The organism is Streptomyces laculatispora (assembly GCF_017353455.1).
Taxonomy (GTDB): domain Bacteria; phylum Actinomycetota; class Actinomycetes; order Streptomycetales; family Streptomycetaceae; genus Streptomyces; species Streptomyces laculatispora.
The window spans coordinates 1-15370 of record NZ_JAFMPZ010000327.1 but is presented as its reverse complement, the minus strand read 5'-3'; the positions used below and the strand labels follow the sequence as shown (position 1 = coordinate 15370).

At 72.8% G+C, this 15370-nt stretch carries 12 protein-coding genes and 1 pseudogene; 5 read left to right on the top strand and 8 right to left on the bottom strand.

Going from position 1 to position 15370, the window contains the following annotated elements; translation table 11 throughout:
- From J1C73_RS17780 to J1C73_RS17750, 7 genes and pseudogenes are all read right to left on the bottom strand, one after another.
- Positions 1-255, bottom strand: a pseudogene (locus tag J1C73_RS17780) (rod shape-determining protein); the annotation flags it as partial.
- Positions 256-389: 134 nt separating this feature from the next.
- Complete coding sequence (gene ligA / locus J1C73_RS17775) at positions 390-2486, bottom strand: NAD-dependent DNA ligase LigA (protein WP_207317261.1); 2097 nt, start codon at positions 2484-2486, stop codon at positions 390-392.
- Between the two features lie 267 nt (positions 2487-2753).
- Entirely contained in the window at positions 2754-4871 is a 2118-nt protein-coding gene (locus J1C73_RS17770; protein WP_207317260.1) for a phage holin family protein, read from the bottom strand.
- A 99-nt stretch (positions 4872-4970) separates the two neighbouring features.
- Positions 4971-5375: a recombinase family protein gene (locus J1C73_RS17765; RefSeq protein ID WP_207317259.1), complete on the bottom strand. Its 405-nt coding sequence runs from the start codon at positions 5373-5375 to the stop codon at positions 4971-4973.
- A gap of 142 nt (positions 5376-5517) precedes the next feature.
- Positions 5518-6963 (bottom strand): gamma-aminobutyraldehyde dehydrogenase, encoded by a 1446-nt coding sequence (locus tag J1C73_RS17760; protein ID WP_207317258.1) that lies wholly within the window; start codon positions 6961-6963, stop codon positions 5518-5520.
- Between the two features lie 72 nt (positions 6964-7035).
- A complete protein-coding gene (locus tag J1C73_RS17755) occupies positions 7036-7443 on the bottom strand; it encodes a YybH family protein (protein ID WP_207317257.1) in 408 nt (135 codons plus the stop codon).
- Between the two features lie 74 nt (positions 7444-7517).
- A complete protein-coding gene (locus tag J1C73_RS17750; protein ID WP_207317256.1) occupies positions 7518-9053 on the bottom strand; it encodes a purine-cytosine permease family protein in 1536 nt (511 codons plus the stop codon).
- A 112-nt stretch (positions 9054-9165) separates the two neighbouring features.
- On the opposite strand from J1C73_RS17750, the gene J1C73_RS17745 reads away from it, so the two are divergent.
- The 3 genes from J1C73_RS17745 to J1C73_RS17735 are packed head-to-tail and all read left to right on the top strand — an operon-like array spanning position 9166 to position 12071.
- Positions 9166-10617 carry a PucR family transcriptional regulator gene (locus J1C73_RS17745; RefSeq protein ID WP_207317255.1) on the top strand — a complete coding sequence of 484 codons (1452 nt, stop codon included), beginning with the start codon at positions 9166-9168 and terminating at the stop codon, positions 10615-10617.
- Positions 10618-10671: 54 nt separating this feature from the next.
- Entirely contained in the window at positions 10672-11454 is a 783-nt protein-coding gene (locus J1C73_RS17740) for an MBL fold metallo-hydrolase (protein ID WP_207317254.1), read from the top strand.
- Positions 11451-12071, top strand: a complete 621-nt coding sequence (locus tag J1C73_RS17735; RefSeq protein WP_207317253.1) for a DedA family protein — start codon at positions 11451-11453, stop codon at positions 12069-12071. The genes J1C73_RS17740 and J1C73_RS17735 overlap by 4 nt, the downstream gene beginning before the upstream one ends.
- 69 nt (positions 12072-12140) lie before the next feature.
- On the opposite strand, the gene J1C73_RS17730 is transcribed toward J1C73_RS17735, so the two are convergent.
- Positions 12141-13406 (bottom strand): aminotransferase class I/II-fold pyridoxal phosphate-dependent enzyme, encoded by a 1266-nt coding sequence (locus J1C73_RS17730; protein WP_207317252.1) that lies wholly within the window; start codon positions 13404-13406, stop codon positions 12141-12143.
- A 210-nt stretch (positions 13407-13616) separates the two neighbouring features.
- On the opposite strand from J1C73_RS17730, the gene J1C73_RS17725 reads away from it, so the two are divergent.
- On the top strand, positions 13617-14771 hold the full coding sequence (locus J1C73_RS17725; RefSeq protein WP_207317251.1) for a mandelate racemase/muconate lactonizing enzyme family protein: 1155 nt from the start codon (positions 13617-13619) through the stop codon (positions 14769-14771).
- Positions 14768-15370: alcohol dehydrogenase catalytic domain-containing protein (locus J1C73_RS17720; protein WP_207317250.1), on the top strand; the 603-nt coding region annotated here is incomplete at its 3' end. The genes J1C73_RS17725 and J1C73_RS17720, both read left to right, overlap by 4 nt.

Here is a 15370-nt window from a genome sequence, read left to right as displayed (position 1 = left end):
ATGCTCGGCCGTATCGGCGATACGGCCGAGCATCCGCCCGCAGGACTCGGTGTCGACGATGCGTCCGCGCCGGACCGGGCTGCCCTGGCCGTACTCACCGCCGGGACCGTTTCCGGTGTCGGCGACGACGCCCTGCCCGGGGATCCAGGCACGGGTCCGGGAGCTGCCGAGGTCGATCGCGAGCCCCCGGTTCGCTCCCCGGTGCTGCCGGTGAACGGAGCGAACGTGTCGCTGTCCGTCGCGCAAAGAACGCATCGCCCCTCACCCCCGGCCTGCTGTCGCAGCCGTGCACACCCATTGACCCGCTGATAGCGAGGCATGACCGAGCCCTCACTATGCAATAGGTAGGCAAAGAAAGCCACTCTTGCGCAAAATCCAAGGGATCGGCCTCACACCTCGGACGGCAGGAACTCCTCGATCAGTTCGGCGAACTCCTCCGGGGCGGCGATCCGGATGCCCAGGTCCTCCGCCTTGGTGCGCTTGGACCCGGCCTTCTCACCGGCCACCAGCAGCGTGGTGCGCTTGGAGACGCTGGAGGAGGCCTTCCCGCCGGCCCGCTCGATCAGCTCGTTCATCTCATTGCGCGAGAGCTTCTCCAGCGCGCCCGTCATGGCCCCGGTGACCACCACGGTCATCCCGCCCAGCGGCCGCCCGTCCACGCCCTCGCCGTCCGCGTCGGCCTCCTCGCCCGGCTCCGGGGGCGGGGTCGCGCCCGGCTCCGTCATGTTGACCCCGGCGGCGACCAGTTTCTCGATCAGCGGGGCCAGCTCCACCAGCTCCGCGACGACACCCGCGGCCTTCTCCTTGCCGATGCCGTCGACGAGCTGGAGCGCCTCGGCGTCGGCGGCCCTGATGCGGTCCATGTCCGCGAAGTACCGGGCGATCCGCCGCGACATGGAGCGTCCGGTCCCGCGCACCCCCAGGGCGCAGAACACCCGCGAGAGCGGCTGGGCGCGCGCCGTGTCGATCGCGGCCAGCAGGTTGTCCGTACTGGTGTCGCCCATCCGCTCCAGTCCGAGCAGCTGTTGGCGCTCCAGCGTGAACAGATCGGCGAAGTCGGCGACCAGCCCGGCATCGACGAGCTGGACGACCCGGGTCGCACCGAGGCCCTCGATATCCAGCTGGTCGCGCCCGGCCGCGTACGAGATGGAGGCGACGAGGCGGCAGTTCCGCCCGCGGACGCAGCGCCAGCGCTGCTCGCTCGTGTCGATCTCGGAACCGCACTGCGGACAGGCCTCGGGGAAGACGACCGGCTGCTCCTCGCCGGTCCGCAGATGGGCCACGGGGGCCTCGATCCGGGGAATGATGTCGCCCGCCTTGTAGACCATCACATGGTCGCCCAGCCGCAGATCGCGGCGGGTGATGTCGGCCGGGTTGTGCAGCGTGGCGTAGCCGACGGTCGATCCGTCGATCTCGACCGGCTCCAGCACCGCACGCGGCGCGATGATGCCGGTCCGGCCCACATTCCACTCGACGCCGAGGAGCCGGGTGACCTTCTCGACGGCCGGCAGCTTGTACGCGATGGCCCAGCGCGGTGCGCGGGTGCCCGAGCCGGCGTCGTGCTGGTCGGCTGCGAGGTCGGCCTTGATCACGATGCCGTCGATCCCGAAGGGCAAGGAGGCGCGCAGCGCCGCGATCTCCTCGACCCGCAGCTGGACGTCCTCGACGGTGGTGACGGTGCGCGGTGCCACGTCCGTGCCGGCCGCGGTGTGCACGCCGAGGTCCGCGGCATGTCGGAGGACCTCGCTGTGGGGCAGCCCGGCCAGGGTGCCGGTCAGCTCGCCGGAGTCGGGCAGCGGCAGCGCGCCGTACGCGAAGAACGTCATCTCCACGGTGTAGGGGCGGTCCTTGGCGCGCAGGGTGCCCGCCGCGCCGTTGCGCGCGTTGGCGAAGGGGGCGCCGCCGTGTTCGGTGCGGACCGTATTGGCCTGTTCGAACTGCTCGGTCGTCATCAGGATCTCGCCGCGCATCTCGATCGTGACCGGCTCGGTGAGCTGCGCGGGAAGCCCGACGACGGTGCCGATCGCGTGCGAGACGTCCTCGCCGGCGGTGCCGTCGCCGCGGGTGACCAGCTGCTCCAGCCGGCCCTCGCGGTAACGGGCGGCGACCGCGAGCCCGTCGAGCTTCGGCTCGACGCTCCAGGCGGCGACGGGCCTGCCTATCCGGCGCTCCAGCGAAGCGGTCCAGGTGACGAACTGCTCCGCCGAGAAGACGTTGTCCAGGGAGAGCATCGGCACGGTGTGCGGCACGTCCCCGACGGCCACGCCGCCCGCCACCTTGCCGGTCGGCGAGTCGGCCAGCACATCCTGCGGATGGTCCTGCTCGTACGCGGCGATCCCGCGCGCCAGCCGGTCGTACGCGTCGTCGTCGAGCGTGCTCTCGCCCGTGGCGTAGTACGCGGCGGCGGCCTGCGACGCCTCTTCGACCGCGACGGCGTAGGCAGCGGTATCGGCGAGCACAACAGCTGAGTTCGTCATGTCGTCCATCCTGCCGCCCACCACTGACAACGCCCCGCAGCGGTGTCCGGCTGCCGGCCCGCGACCCCCGCCGGCCCCCGGATGTGACGGCGCGTCCGCGACGGCATCAACGCCATCGTGCAGTGCGGGGCCGACGGCGCCCCCTGACCGGCCACTGCCCACCGGCTGAACCGCCGCTGTCCGTCCGATGCCCGCCCGGGGCCCCGACCTGCTTCCGGGCCCGTCCACCCGACGCTGGTGCGGCGGCAGCCGGCCTGACGCCGCCGTCGCGGGCGGTCAGCCCCGCGCGCCGGTGCCCGCGCCGGCGCCGTCCGCCCTGTCCGTCTGGCCCACGGGCACCTGCGGCCCCGAGACCTCGTTCAGCCAGCGCCTCAGGACCCGGTGCACCGTCTCCGCGCCGACCAGTTCGGCCGGCCGCTCCTCCCCCTCGGCGGCTGCCGCGTCGAGCGGGTCCGTCATCCCGCGCGGCCAGAGCAGAAAGGGCCGGGCCTGTTCGCCGCCCAGGCCGCCGTGCGAACCGATCTGCTCCTCGAAGGCGTGCACCGTGCCCGTTTCCGGGTCGTACATCGAGTTGACCATCACATCGGCGACGTGCGGGAAGGTGTCGGTGCGCCGGACCGCGGCCGCCGCGCCCGCGCCGAAGGGGGCCAGCGGCCCGTCTCCGTCCCGCAGTTCCGCCACCGGGACCAGGGCGCCGCCGCGCCCCAGCACCACCGATCCGTGGCTCTCGCTGCGCACCAGCAGGAAGCCGATGCCGGGGTGGTTGGCGAGCGTGCTGAGCAGCGCGGGGTGGCGGCGGTCGAGCTGCTCCAGCGAGGCGCGTCCCGCGATGTCGGGGAAGGAGATCAGGCCGAGGTTGCCGGAGGCGAGAACGACCGGGTCCGAGGGGTTCGCCAGGTTCTCCTGCAGGTCCCCGTCGACCGGCCGGTGAAGCGCGATCCGTACCGCGTCACGCGCCTCGGAACCGCTCCGGGTGCGCTGCGCCCGGCGGGGTACCGGCAGTCCGCTGCCCGCCCGCACCAGGTCCTTCAGTGTCAGTCCGTACACCCCGGCGAAGGTCTCCCCCGGGCTCTGGCCGTGGTCGGACAGGAGCACGATCCGGTACGTGCGCGGGGTGTGTTCGGCGACCTTGACGATGAGGGCGAGCGAGCGGTCCAGCCGGGCGAGGACCTTCTCCGCGTCCCGGCTCCGCGGCCCCGAGTGGTGGGCCACCTCGTCGTACGCGACCAGGTCGGCGTAGACCGCGGTCCGTCCGGCGAACATGTCGCCCATGACGGCGGCGACCACCACATCGCGTTCGACGACGGTCGCGAAGGCCCGGATGAAGGGGTAGAGGCCGCCGCGCTTGATCCGGGGCGTCTCCTTGCGGATGCGCGCCCGGGTCGACTGGCCTATCTCCCTGCCGACCTCGGCGACGAACGACAGTGCGGTACGGACGGCGTTGGCCGGATCGGCGAAGTAGGCGAAGTACCCGGCCCGGGAGCGGCGTCCCTTGCCGCGCCTGGCGGCCATCGACAGGACGAGCGCGAGCTGGTCGGCGCCGCCGCTGAAGAGGTTGCCGCGGCCGGCGCCGTCGAGCGTGAGCAGTCCGCCGTCGTGGGTGCGCACGACGGCCCGGCGCTGCATTTCGAGGGCGCTCGCGGGTCTGCTGGAGACCATGACGTCGCCGGTCTCCTTCTCGTACCAGCGGAAGGCCGGGATGTCGTAGTTGCTGCCGTGCAGGATGCCGAGCTGGCTGGCGCCGGTCTGGCTGGACCAGTCGGTGCGCCACGGGGTGAGCCGGTGGCCGGCCCCGTCGGCCAGCCAGTGCGCGACGGTCGGCATCAGGCCGTCGGCGGCGGCCTGCGCGAGGACGTCGTGGCCGACTCCGTCGAGCTGTATGAAGACGGTGCCGGGCGGCCCCCCGTCCGCGCCGTCGTCCCTGCCGCTGCGGCGGCGGCGCCGGTCCGCGAGGCGCGACAGCCGGCGGCGGTAGGCGTTGTCGTCACGGACGGCGAGCGCGGTGGAGGTCGCCGAGGCGACGGCGGACATCACGGCCGCGACGACGACCGCCATCTGCGGGTCGGCCGCGCCGCGGCCGTCCGGGATGAGCCGCAGCGCTATCAGCAGCAGCGAGCCGTTGAGGAAGAAGACGAGCATCCCGAGGACGAGTGCCGGCACGATGAGCAGGGCCCGTACCAGCACCGGCCAGACCAGTGCGGAGAGCAGACCGAACGCGCCCGCGCCCCATGCCGCGGTGAAGGCGGTCTTGGTGATGCTGTCGCCGTCGTCCGACTGGAGCTGGAAGTCCGGCAGAATCCCGGCGAGCACAAGCATCGTGAGCGTCGAGACCGCCCACACCACAATCACCCGCATCAGGGCGCTGCCGGCTGTTCGCCATCGCCCGTCACCCACGCCGCTGCCACCTCACGTCCGGGCCCCGCCGTTCCGGGCCCTGCCCCAGTTTTTCACAGCGGGACGGCCGGCTCCGCCGACGGGCTCCGGCCGGGCCGGTCAGCAGCCGTCGTAGCCGGCGGTCGGCATGGAGAGCCTGCGGTGCACGCCGGCTTTCGTCCGGGAGCTGTAGAGCGGCTCGTCGAGACCTGCGATCTCCAGGCGTACGCCGCGCCGCTCGCACTCCTCGGTGAAGCGCGGCACCGACGCGACGGCCCGTGCGAGCACCCGGTCGTTGGGCGCGACGAAGAGTTCGACCTCGCCGCCCTCGACATCGGCCCAGAGCGCCTGGTGGTCGGGACGCAGTCCGTAGAGGCGCAGCTGCCGGGTGACCACGTAGCCCTTGTCGGCGGCCCAGCGGGCGCACATGTCGTGCTGGCCGCGGGTGTCCACGAGGAACGGGTCGCTGTCGAGTTCCTCCAGCGGCGTGAGACTGGCGATGGCCGCCACCCGTACGTCCCCCATGGCCGTTCTCCCCGTGCTAGGCGTTCTGCGACCCTACGCCCCCGGTTCCCGTACAAGAAGGCGCATGTCAGGACAGGAAGGGGGCGCACGGAAGCAGGTGCGCCGGCCGCCGACGCGGCGCAGGGCGCACCTGCCGGTGGAGTCAGCCGTCGAGCGAGGTCATGACGTGCTTGATCCGGGTGTAGTCCTCGAAGCCGTAGGCGGAGAGGTCCTTGCCGTAGCCGGACTTCTTGAACCCGCCGTGCGGCATCTCGGCGACCAGTGCCATGTGTGTGTTGATCCACACACAGCCGAAGTCGAGGTTCTTGGACATCCGCATGGCGCGGGCATGGTCCTTGGTCCACACCGAAGAGGCCAGGGCGTAGTCGACGCCGTTGGCGTACGCGACGGCCTGGGCCTCGTCCGTGAACGACTGGACGGTCATCACGGGCCCGAAGACCTCGTTCTGGACGATCTCGTCGTCCTGCTTGAGGCCGGAGACCACGGTCGGGGCGTAGAAGTAGCCCTTCTCGCCGACCCGGTGGCCGCCCGCCTCGACCCTGGCGTGCTCGGGGAGCCGCTCGATGAAGCCGCTGACCTGGGCGAGCTGTCCGGCGTTGTTGAGCGGGCCGTAGAGCACGTCCTCGTCGTCCGGCTGCCCGGTCCTCGTGTCGGCGGCGGCCTTGGCCAGCGCGGTGACGAACGCGTCGTGGACGGATTCGTGGACCAGGATCCGGGTGGCGGCGGTGCAGTCCTGCCCGGCGTTGAAGAAGCCGCCGACGATCAGGTCCTCGACCGCCTTCGCCAGGTCCGCATCCTCGAAGACGACTGCGGGCGCCTTGCCGCCGAGCTCCAGGTGGACCCGCTTGACGTCGAGGGCCGCGCTCTGGGCGACCTGGATGCCGGCCCGTACCGAACCGGTGATGGAGGCCATCGCCGGGGTCGGGTGCTCGACCATCAGCCGGCCGGTCTCGCGGTCGCCGCAGACCACGTTGAAGATCCCGCGCGGCAGCTCCAGCGACTCCAGGACCCCGCCGATGATCCCGGCGATCAGGGCGGTCGACGCGGGGGTGGTGTCGGACGGCTTGAGGACCACCGCGTTGCCCGCGGCGAGCGCCGGGGCGAACTTCCAGACGGCCATCAGGAGGGGGTAGTTCCAGGGGGCGACCTGGGCGCAGACACCGACCGGTTCGCGGCGGATGATCGAGGTCATGCCGTCCATGTACTCGCTGGCCGAGCGGCCCTCCAGCAGCCGGGCGGCACCCGCGAAGAAGCGGACCTGGTCGATGGCGGGGGCCAGTTCCTCGCTGCGGGTGAGGTGCAGCGGCTTGCCGGTGTCCCGGCTCTCGGCGGCCACCAGCTCGTCGGCCCGCGCCTCCATGGCGTCCGCGATCCGCAGGAGGGCCAGCTGGCGCACGGCGGGGGTGGTGTCGCGCCAGACGGGGAAGGCGGCAGCGGCGGCGGCCATCGCCGCGTCGATGTCGGCCGCTCCGGAGAGCGGGGAGGTCGCGTAGACCTCGCCGGTCGCCGGGTCCACGACATCGAGTGTGCGGCCGTCCGAGGCATCCGCGGGGACACCGTCGATGAAGTTGCGGAACGTGATGGTCATACGGGGAGAACCGGTTTCTCTCGTGGTCGGGCGGCGTTACGGGCCGGGAGGCGGGCGGCGGTGCCGCGCGGGTCAGCCGGCCGTACGGGCGGACAGGTGCTCGTGGACGGCGGGCCAGCTGCCGTCGTCGGCGCGGGCGAAGACGATCGTCTCGCGCTCGTGGACCGTCTCCCGGCCCTGCCTGGTGGAGATGGTGGTCTCCACATCGTGGCTGAAGACGGCGGTGGAGCCGAGGTGCTGGATCAGCTGCCCGGTCGAGACGCAGCCCAGGATGCGGAAGTCGTCCTGGTCCACCCACTCCTGCCAGAGCGCGCGGTACTCGGCGGTGGAGCCGAGCCGCTGCGGGGTGGAGTGGAAGACGAAGGTCGCGTCGGGGGCGAAGGCGCCGAAGTAGTCGTCGAGGCGGCCCTCGGCGAAGGCGGCGACGAGCGCGTCGGCGGCGGCGCGGATCTGCTCGGTGTCCCGGACGGGCGTACTCATGGACGGCTCCTGGATGCGGGGGCGGGGCGGGCGCGGGAGGCGACGGGCGGTTCGATGGCGGCGGGAAGCGGTGGTCAGAGCGCCGCGGCCGGCTCGGGGGCGGGCTCCTCGTCGGCGCTGGTGATCGGCGGGACCGGGGTGTCCGAGGCCCGGACGAACCGGGGCCCGTCCGGCCCGTACACCGCACGCGGCTCGGGGAACACGGTCAGCAGACCGAGGTAGAGCACCGCCGCGAGGGCCAGGCCGACCGGCAGCGAGATGTCCGTGCCGTTCGCGAGGTTGCCGAGCGGGCCGACGAACTGGCCGGGCAGGTTGGTGAAGAGGAGCGCCACTGAGGCGGAGATCAGCCAGGTGGACAGGCCGCGCCAGTTCCAGCCGTGGTTGAACCAGTAGCGGCCGCCGGTCTGCCTGCGGTTGAAGACCTGGAGCGCGTCCGTGTCGTACCAGCCGCGCCTGGTCACGTAGCCGAGTGCCATCACGATCATCCACGGGGCGGTGCAGGTGATGATCAGGGTGGCGAACGTGGAGATGGACTGCGCGAGGTTGAGTGCGAACCGGCCGACGAAGATGAAGGCGATCGACAGGGCACCGATGAAGAACGTCGACTGCACGCGGCTGAAGCGGGTGAACACGCTGGAGACGTCGAGTCCGGTGCCGTACAGCGCGGTCGTACCGGTGGAGAGGCCGCCGATCAGGGCGATCAGGCAGAGCGGCAGGAAGTACCAGCCGGGCGAGATGGCGAGCAGTCCGCCGACGTAGTTGGGGGCGGCCGGGTCGACGTACTTCGCGGCCTTCGTGGCGATGATCGACGCGGTGGCGAGGCCGAAGACGAAGGGCAGCAGCGTGGCGATCTGGGCGAGGAACGCCGCGCCCATGACGCGGCGGCGCGGGGTGTCGGCCGGGATGTAGCGCGACCAGTCGCCGAGGAAGGCGCCGAACGAGACCGGGTTGGACAGCACGATCAGCGCGGCGCCGACGAAGGACGGCCAGAACAGCGGGTCGGAGCTGGAGGCGAAGGAGCCCGCGTACCCGGCGTCGAAGTCACCGGCGAAGGCGAAGGCGCCGAGGACGAACAGGGCCGAGGCCGCCACCACCGCGATCTTGTTGACCAGCAGCATGAAGCGGAAGCCGTAGACGCAGACCACCAGGACGAGCCCGGCGAAGATCGCGTAGGCGATGCCGTACGTGATGTCGGACTCGGGGACGCCCGCGAGCCGGTGCGCGCCGCCGACGAGCGCGTCGCCCGACGACCAGACCGAGATCGAGAAGAACGCGACCGCGGTGAGCAGCGAGAGGAACGAACCGACGACCCTGCCGTGCACACCGAGGTGGGCGGAGGAGGAGACGGCGTTGTTGGTGCCGTTGCGCGGGCCGAACAGCGACATGGGAGCGAGCAGCAGCGCACCGGCGACGAGGCCGAGGACGGTCGCGGCGAGACCTTGCCAGAAGGAGAGGCCGAAGAGGATCGGGAAGGCGCCCAGTACACAGGTCGCGAAGGTGTTGGCGCCGCCGAAGGCGAGCCGGAAGAGGTCGAGGGGGCGGGCGGTGCGGTCCGCGTCGGGGATCCGCTCCACTCCATTGGTCTCGACTTCGGTGATCGAGGTAGTCACGGGCGCTCCACCTGCTGTTCGTGCTGTTCATGCGCGGGGACTGGCCCCTCAGTGTGTGGGCCCGGGCCACGGTGAGCAATTGTGAAAGTCACAGAGGGATACCCTGCTTTCTGTGGCCAACAACAAACTGACGGTCGAGGATCTGCTCTCGTTCCCGGCGCTCCAGCTCACCGTGCGGGCCGGCGGCAGCGGTCTCGGCCGGTCCGTCTCCTGGGCGCACGCGAGCGAGCTCGCCGATCCGACGCCGTGGCTGCTCGGCGCCGAGGTGATCATGACGACGGGTCTCGCGGTGCCCCGTACCGCCGCGGGTCAGCGCGCCTATCTGGAGCGGCTGGACGACGCCGGCGTCTCCGCGCTGGCGCTCTCGGCGCAGCTGCACATGCCGCCGCTGCACGACGCGTTCTTCCGGGCGGCCGAGGAGCGCGGCTTCCCGGTGCTCGAGGTGCCGCTCGCCGTGCCGTTCATCGCCGTCTCCCAGGAGGTGGCCGCCTCCGTGCAGGAGGATGCCCGGTACCGGCTGGGCGCCCAGTTGCAGGTCTTCGGTTCGCTGCGCTGGCTGGTCGCCGAGGATCTGGACACCCCTACGCTGCTGCGCCGCCTGGAGCGCCTGTCGGGGTACGACGTCTACCTCTGCACTCCGCAGGGACGCCCGCTGCTGCCCGGGGTGCCGGTGCCCGAGCCGGGGGTGCTGCCCGCCTCGGCGGACGCGCCGCCGACCATTCCGGGCGGATTCGTGCTGCCGGTGCCGGCGCCGGGCGGTCCGGCGGGGTTCCTGGTGGCGTACGAGCGGGAGGGCGCCCAGCCCGCCGGGCTCGCCGTCGTGCAGCACATCGCCACGGTGGCGGCGCTGCGGGTCGCGATGGTGCGCACCGAGCGCGAGACGCTGCGGCGCGAGGGCGCGGAGACGCTGGCCGAGCTGTTGCAGGAGGTGCTCGACCCGGAGACGGCCCGGCGCAGGCTGGCACGGCACGCGATCGAGGGCGACACGGTGCTGATCGTGGTCCGCGGCGCCACGGACGAGGCGCTGCTGCGCTGTCTGCAGGACCATCCGCATCTGCTGCTGAGCTGGGGCGAGGACCGCTATGTGCTGGGCTCCGGGGAGCTGGCCGTGGAGATCGGCGGGCTGCCGGATGTGGCGGCCGGCATGAGCCGGCCGTTCCTGCCGGGCGCCGCGCTGCGGGTGGCGCAGCGGGAGGCGCTCTGGGCGGTGTCGAAGGCCGTCGAGTCCGGCCGGCCCGTGGTCCGCTACGGCGATGACTCGACGGGCCGCTGGCTGCCCGACGATCCGGCGGTGCTGACGGCGCTGGTCGAGCACGTGCTCGGTGGGGTGCTGCGCTACGACGCCGCCCATGACTCGCAGCTGCTGGTCTCGGTCCGCACCTGGATGGAGCGCGACCGCCGTACGGAGACGGCGGCGGCCGCCCTCCATATCCACCCGAACACCCTCGCGTACCGGCTGCGGCGCTTCGGTACGCTGGCGGACCGGGATCTGGGATCGACGGGGGCACTGGCCGAGGTCTGGCTCGCCATCCAGGCGGCGGGCACGCTGGGTCTCACCGACTGATCAAAACCACTGCCCGTAGGCTCGACAGCGGGTCCGGGGAACAGGAGGCGGCGCGTGCCGGTGGAAGTCACCTGGTGGGGTCATGCCACCTGCACGATCGAGGACTCCGGGGTCCGGGTCCTGACCGACCCCCTGTTCGTACGGCGCCTCGCGCATCTGCGCCGCCGCCGCGGCGAGCTGCCCGGTCCGTCGGCCGCCGTCGCCGATGTCGTCCTCATCTCGCATCTGCACTCCGACCATCTGCATCTGCCGTCGCTGGCCCGCGTCGCCCCGGGCGGCCGGCTGATCGTGCCGCTGGGCGCGGTCCGGGCGGTCCCGGGGCTGCGGCTGCTGCGCCGGGTGCGCGGGCTGCGGATCACCGAGGTCGCGGCCGGCGACGAGGTGCGGGTCGGTGAGGTGCGGATCCGGGCGGTTCCGGCACTGCACGACGGCCGGCGCCTGCCGGTGGGCCCGCACCGCTCCCCCGCGCTGGGTTACGTCGTCGAGGGCGCGTCGCGCACCTACTTCGCCGGGGACACCGGTCTGTTCGACGACATGGCGCGGGCCGTCGGCCCGGTGGACGTGGCGCTGCTGCCGGTCGGCGGCTGGGGGCCGTATCTGGGCCACAGTCATCTCGACGCGGCGCGCGCCGCCGAGGCGCTGGCCCGGCTGTCGCCGCGTTCGGCCGTGCCGGTGCACTACGGCACGTACTGGCCGATCGGGATGGACGGGATCCGGCCGCACGAGTTCCATTCGCCGGGTGACGAGTTCGTCCGCCAGGCGGCGCTGCGGGCGCCGCAGGTGGCGGTGCACCGGCTGGAGCACGGCGAACATGTGCGGCCGGAGGCCGACGGGTGATCCACGAGGTCGTAAGCCGGCTGCCCCCGGAGTCGACGCAGCAGGCGGTCGGCTATCCGTCGTTGTTCCTGCTGGTGGCGCTGGGCGCCCTGGTGCCGGTGGTGCCGACGGGTGCGCTGGTCAGCTCGGCGGCAGTGGTGGCGTTCCACCAGTCGTCGCCTTTCGCGCTGCTGGTGGTCTTCGCGGTGGCGTCGGCCGCCGCGTTCCTCGGGGACATCTGCCTGTACTGGCTGGGTCAGCGCGGGGTGCGGTCGAAGAACGGTTCCAAGTGGCTGCGGGTGATCAGCGAGCGGGCCGCTCCGGAGCGGCTCGCGCAGGCGCAGCGGAAGCTCGACGAGCACGGCGCGATGGTGCTGGTGCTGTCCCGGCTGGTGCCGGCCGGGAGGATACCGGTGATGCTGGCGTGCCTTCTGGGCCGGATGCCGATGCGGCGGTTCGCCCGCGGGGATGTACCGGCCTGTCTGGCCTGGGCCGCCACGTATCAGCTGATCGGCATTCTGGGCGGCTCGCTGTTCCCCGAGCCGTGGCAGGGCGTGGTGGCGGCGGTCGGTCTGACCCTCCTGATCAGCGGGGCGCCCGCGGTGTGGCGCCGGCTGCGGGTGCGGTTCGCCCGCTGACCGGGCGGGGCCGGTGTCGCCCGCGCGGCGGTCCCGGCCCGGAGCGGTACGGCGATCGCCCGGACCGCGTCAGCGGAGTTCGTCGAGGGCTGCGCGGAAGACGCTCAGGGCCGCCGCGACATGGGGCAGTTCGAGGGGCTCCGGCGCGACGAGGGACTCCATCTGCTGCTCCGGGGTCGATCCGAGCAGCGGCCCGGTGCCCAGCCGCACCCGCAGGGCCCCGAGTTCGTCGCCGAAGCGGTGGCCGCCGGGGACCGGTGCGCCGAGCCGTTCCGTCAGGTACTCCTCCAGCTCCAGCGAGTCCGTGACACCGCGGGCGGCGAGCCGGGACCTGAGGGGGCCGAGGTCCGCGTACAGGTGGCGCCCGGCCTGCGGGGGCCGGGCCAGCGCGCCCGAGGTGAGTACCGCCCGGTGGGCCGCGGCGGCGACCTGGGCCTGCATCGAGGCGGCCCGGCGCACCCGCTCCGTGACGGCGTCCGGTTCGCGCAGCGCGTGCGCGGCGGCGGCCGCCACCGGACGGGCGACGAAGGCGCCGAGCGCGGTGAGGATGTCGAGGGTACGGGCGTGGCGGACCGCTGCCCGGCCGGTGTCCGGGAACCGGGCGACCGCGACCGGCCAGGCGGACGGGGTCAGCGCACCGGCCAGGTCGGAGATGACCGTCACGTCGTCGGGGCACATCTCGGCCGGGCTCAGCAGCACCGTGTCGTGCGGCCGGTGCAGGGTGTCGCGCCAGGTCTCGTCGCTGACGATGTGCAGCCCCTCGGCGACGGCGGCCTCGCAGGCCTCGCGCACGAGTTCCGGCGGGGCGACGGTGGCCGTGGGGTCGTCGACGACGGAGATCAGCAGCAGCCGGGGCCGGCCGCCCTCGGCCCGCACCCGGCGCACGGTCTCCAGCAGCGCGTACGGGTCGGGCACGCCGCCGCACTCGGCGGGGGTCGGCACGTGGTAGGCGGGCCTGCCCAGCAGCCGGGCCTGCGGGATCCAGGCGGCGGGGCAGGGGCGCGGCATCAGCACATCGCCACCGTGCGCGGCGATCAGGGCGAGCAGCAGCGCGGAGGTGCCCGGCGCGGCGGCGATGTGTTCGGGGCCGCCGCGCAGTCCGCGCCGGTCCCAGTAGGCGCGGGCCGCCTCGCGCAGGTCCGCCGAACCGCCGGCCGGCTCGGGCAGGCCGCTGCCGGCCGCCGCCGCCAGCACCTCGGCCAGTTCGGGCAGCACCGGCAGACCGGGGCCGGGTGCGGGCGGTCCGTACCGTACGGGCCCGCGGTCCTCCCGGACTCCTGGTGCGCCGCGTCCGGCCCGCCCGCGCCCCTGACGCCCGGTCCGCTCCCGGCCCATCCGGGCCTCCTTCGCCGCCGCTCGGTCACCCGGCCCGTCGCCCGGGCCGTGTCCGCCCCTTTATACGAGGGAATGGGGCGGAGCGCCCGGCGGGCCGGGAACCGCACCGGCCGTGACGGCCCCATTGACACCCGCCCCGCCCCGTCATTACGGTCACGCCAGGATTTCGAACGAGTGACGAAATATCGAACAAGTCGAGGGGCAACTTCCTTGCGCATCACCGGAATCAGTACGCATGTGGTCGGAACTCCCTGGCGCAACCTCACCTATGTGCAGGTGCACACCGATGAGGGTCTCACCGGTGTGGGTGAGACCCGGATGCTGGGCCGCACCGATGCGCTGATCGGCTATCTGCGCGAGGCGGAGGCCAACCACGTCGCCGGTTCGGATCCGTTCGCCGTGGAGGACCTGGTACGCCGGATGAAGTACGGCGACTACGGGCGGGCCGGCGAGATCGTGATGTCGGGCATCGCGGTCGTCGAGATGGCCTGCTGGGACATCAAGGGCAAGGCGCTCGGTGTCCCGGTCTGGCAGTTGCTCGGCGGAAAGGTCACCGACCGGGTCAAGGCGTACGCCAACGGCTGGTACACCACCGAACGCACCCCGGAGGCGTACCACGAGGCGGCATCCGCGGTCGTCGCGCGCGGCTACCGGGCGCTGAAGATCGACCCGTTCGGCACCGGTCACTTCGAGCTGGGCCAGGAGGAGACCCGGTACGCGGTGTCGCTGATCGAGGCGGTCCGGGACGCGATCGGACCCGACACCGAGCTGATGCTGGAGATGCACGGCCGGTTCAGCCCCTCGACGGCGATAAGGATCGCGCACGAGATGGCCCCATTCCGGCCGGCCTGGCTGGAGGAGCCGGTACCGCCGGAGAACCTCAAGGCGCTCGCCAAGGTGGCCGGCAGGGTCGATGTGCCGATCGCGACGGGTGAGCGCATCCACGACCGCGTCGAGTTCCGCGAGCTGTTCGAGTCGCAGGCCGCCGACATCATCCAGCCGGACGTCGGTCACATCGGCGGCATCCTGGAGACGCGGAAGCTCGCCGCGACCGCCGAGACCCACTACACGCTGATCGCCCCGCACAACGTGGGCGGCTCGGTGCTGACGGCGGCCGGCCTCCAGGTCGCGGGCTGCACGCCCAACTTCAAGATCCTTGAGCACTTCAATGACTTCGCCGACGCCGAGATCAAGAAGGTCGTGCGGGGTGCCCCGCAGGTCGACCCCGCGACCGGCTGCTTCGAACTCTCCGACGCCCCCGGCCTCGGGGTGGAGCTGGACGTGGACGCCGCCGCCGAATTCCCGCAGCAGCAGGCGCGGTTCGACCTCTGGGCCGACGGCTGGGAGAAGAGGCAGCCCAAGTGAGCGGCGCACCCGCCCGCTCGCGGGCGATCACGGTCGACCGGCCGGGCGGGCACCGGCTGACCGACGGCCCGGTTCCGCGGCCCGGCCCGGGCGAGGTCCGGGTACGGGTCGCCGCGGCCGGGATCTGCATGAGCGACCGGGAGGTGTACGACGGTCATCGCGACCCCCGCTATGTGCGCTACCCGGTGGTGCCCGGACACGAGTGGTCCGGAGTGGTCGAGGCCGTGGGCGCGGGCGTCGATCCGGCCCTGGCCGGCCGCGGTACGGTCGCCGAGGGGTTCCGTTCCTGCGGCAGCTGCGAGCGGTGCCGCGGCGGTGAGACCTCGCTGTGCACGGCCGGGTACGACGAGACGGGGTTCACCCGGCCCGGGGCGTTCGCCGACCATGTCGTGGTGCCCGCGCGGCTGTTGCACCCGCTGGCCGACGATGCGGACCTGCGCGCGGCCGCGCTGCTGGAGCCCGCCGCCGTGGTGGCGGCGGCGGTGCGGGCGGGCACGCCCGAACCGGGTGAACGCGTCGCGGTGGTGGGCGCCGGGACGCTCGGGCTGCTCGCGGTGCAGCTGCTGGCCGCGGTGTCGCCCGGCGCCCACCACCGCGAC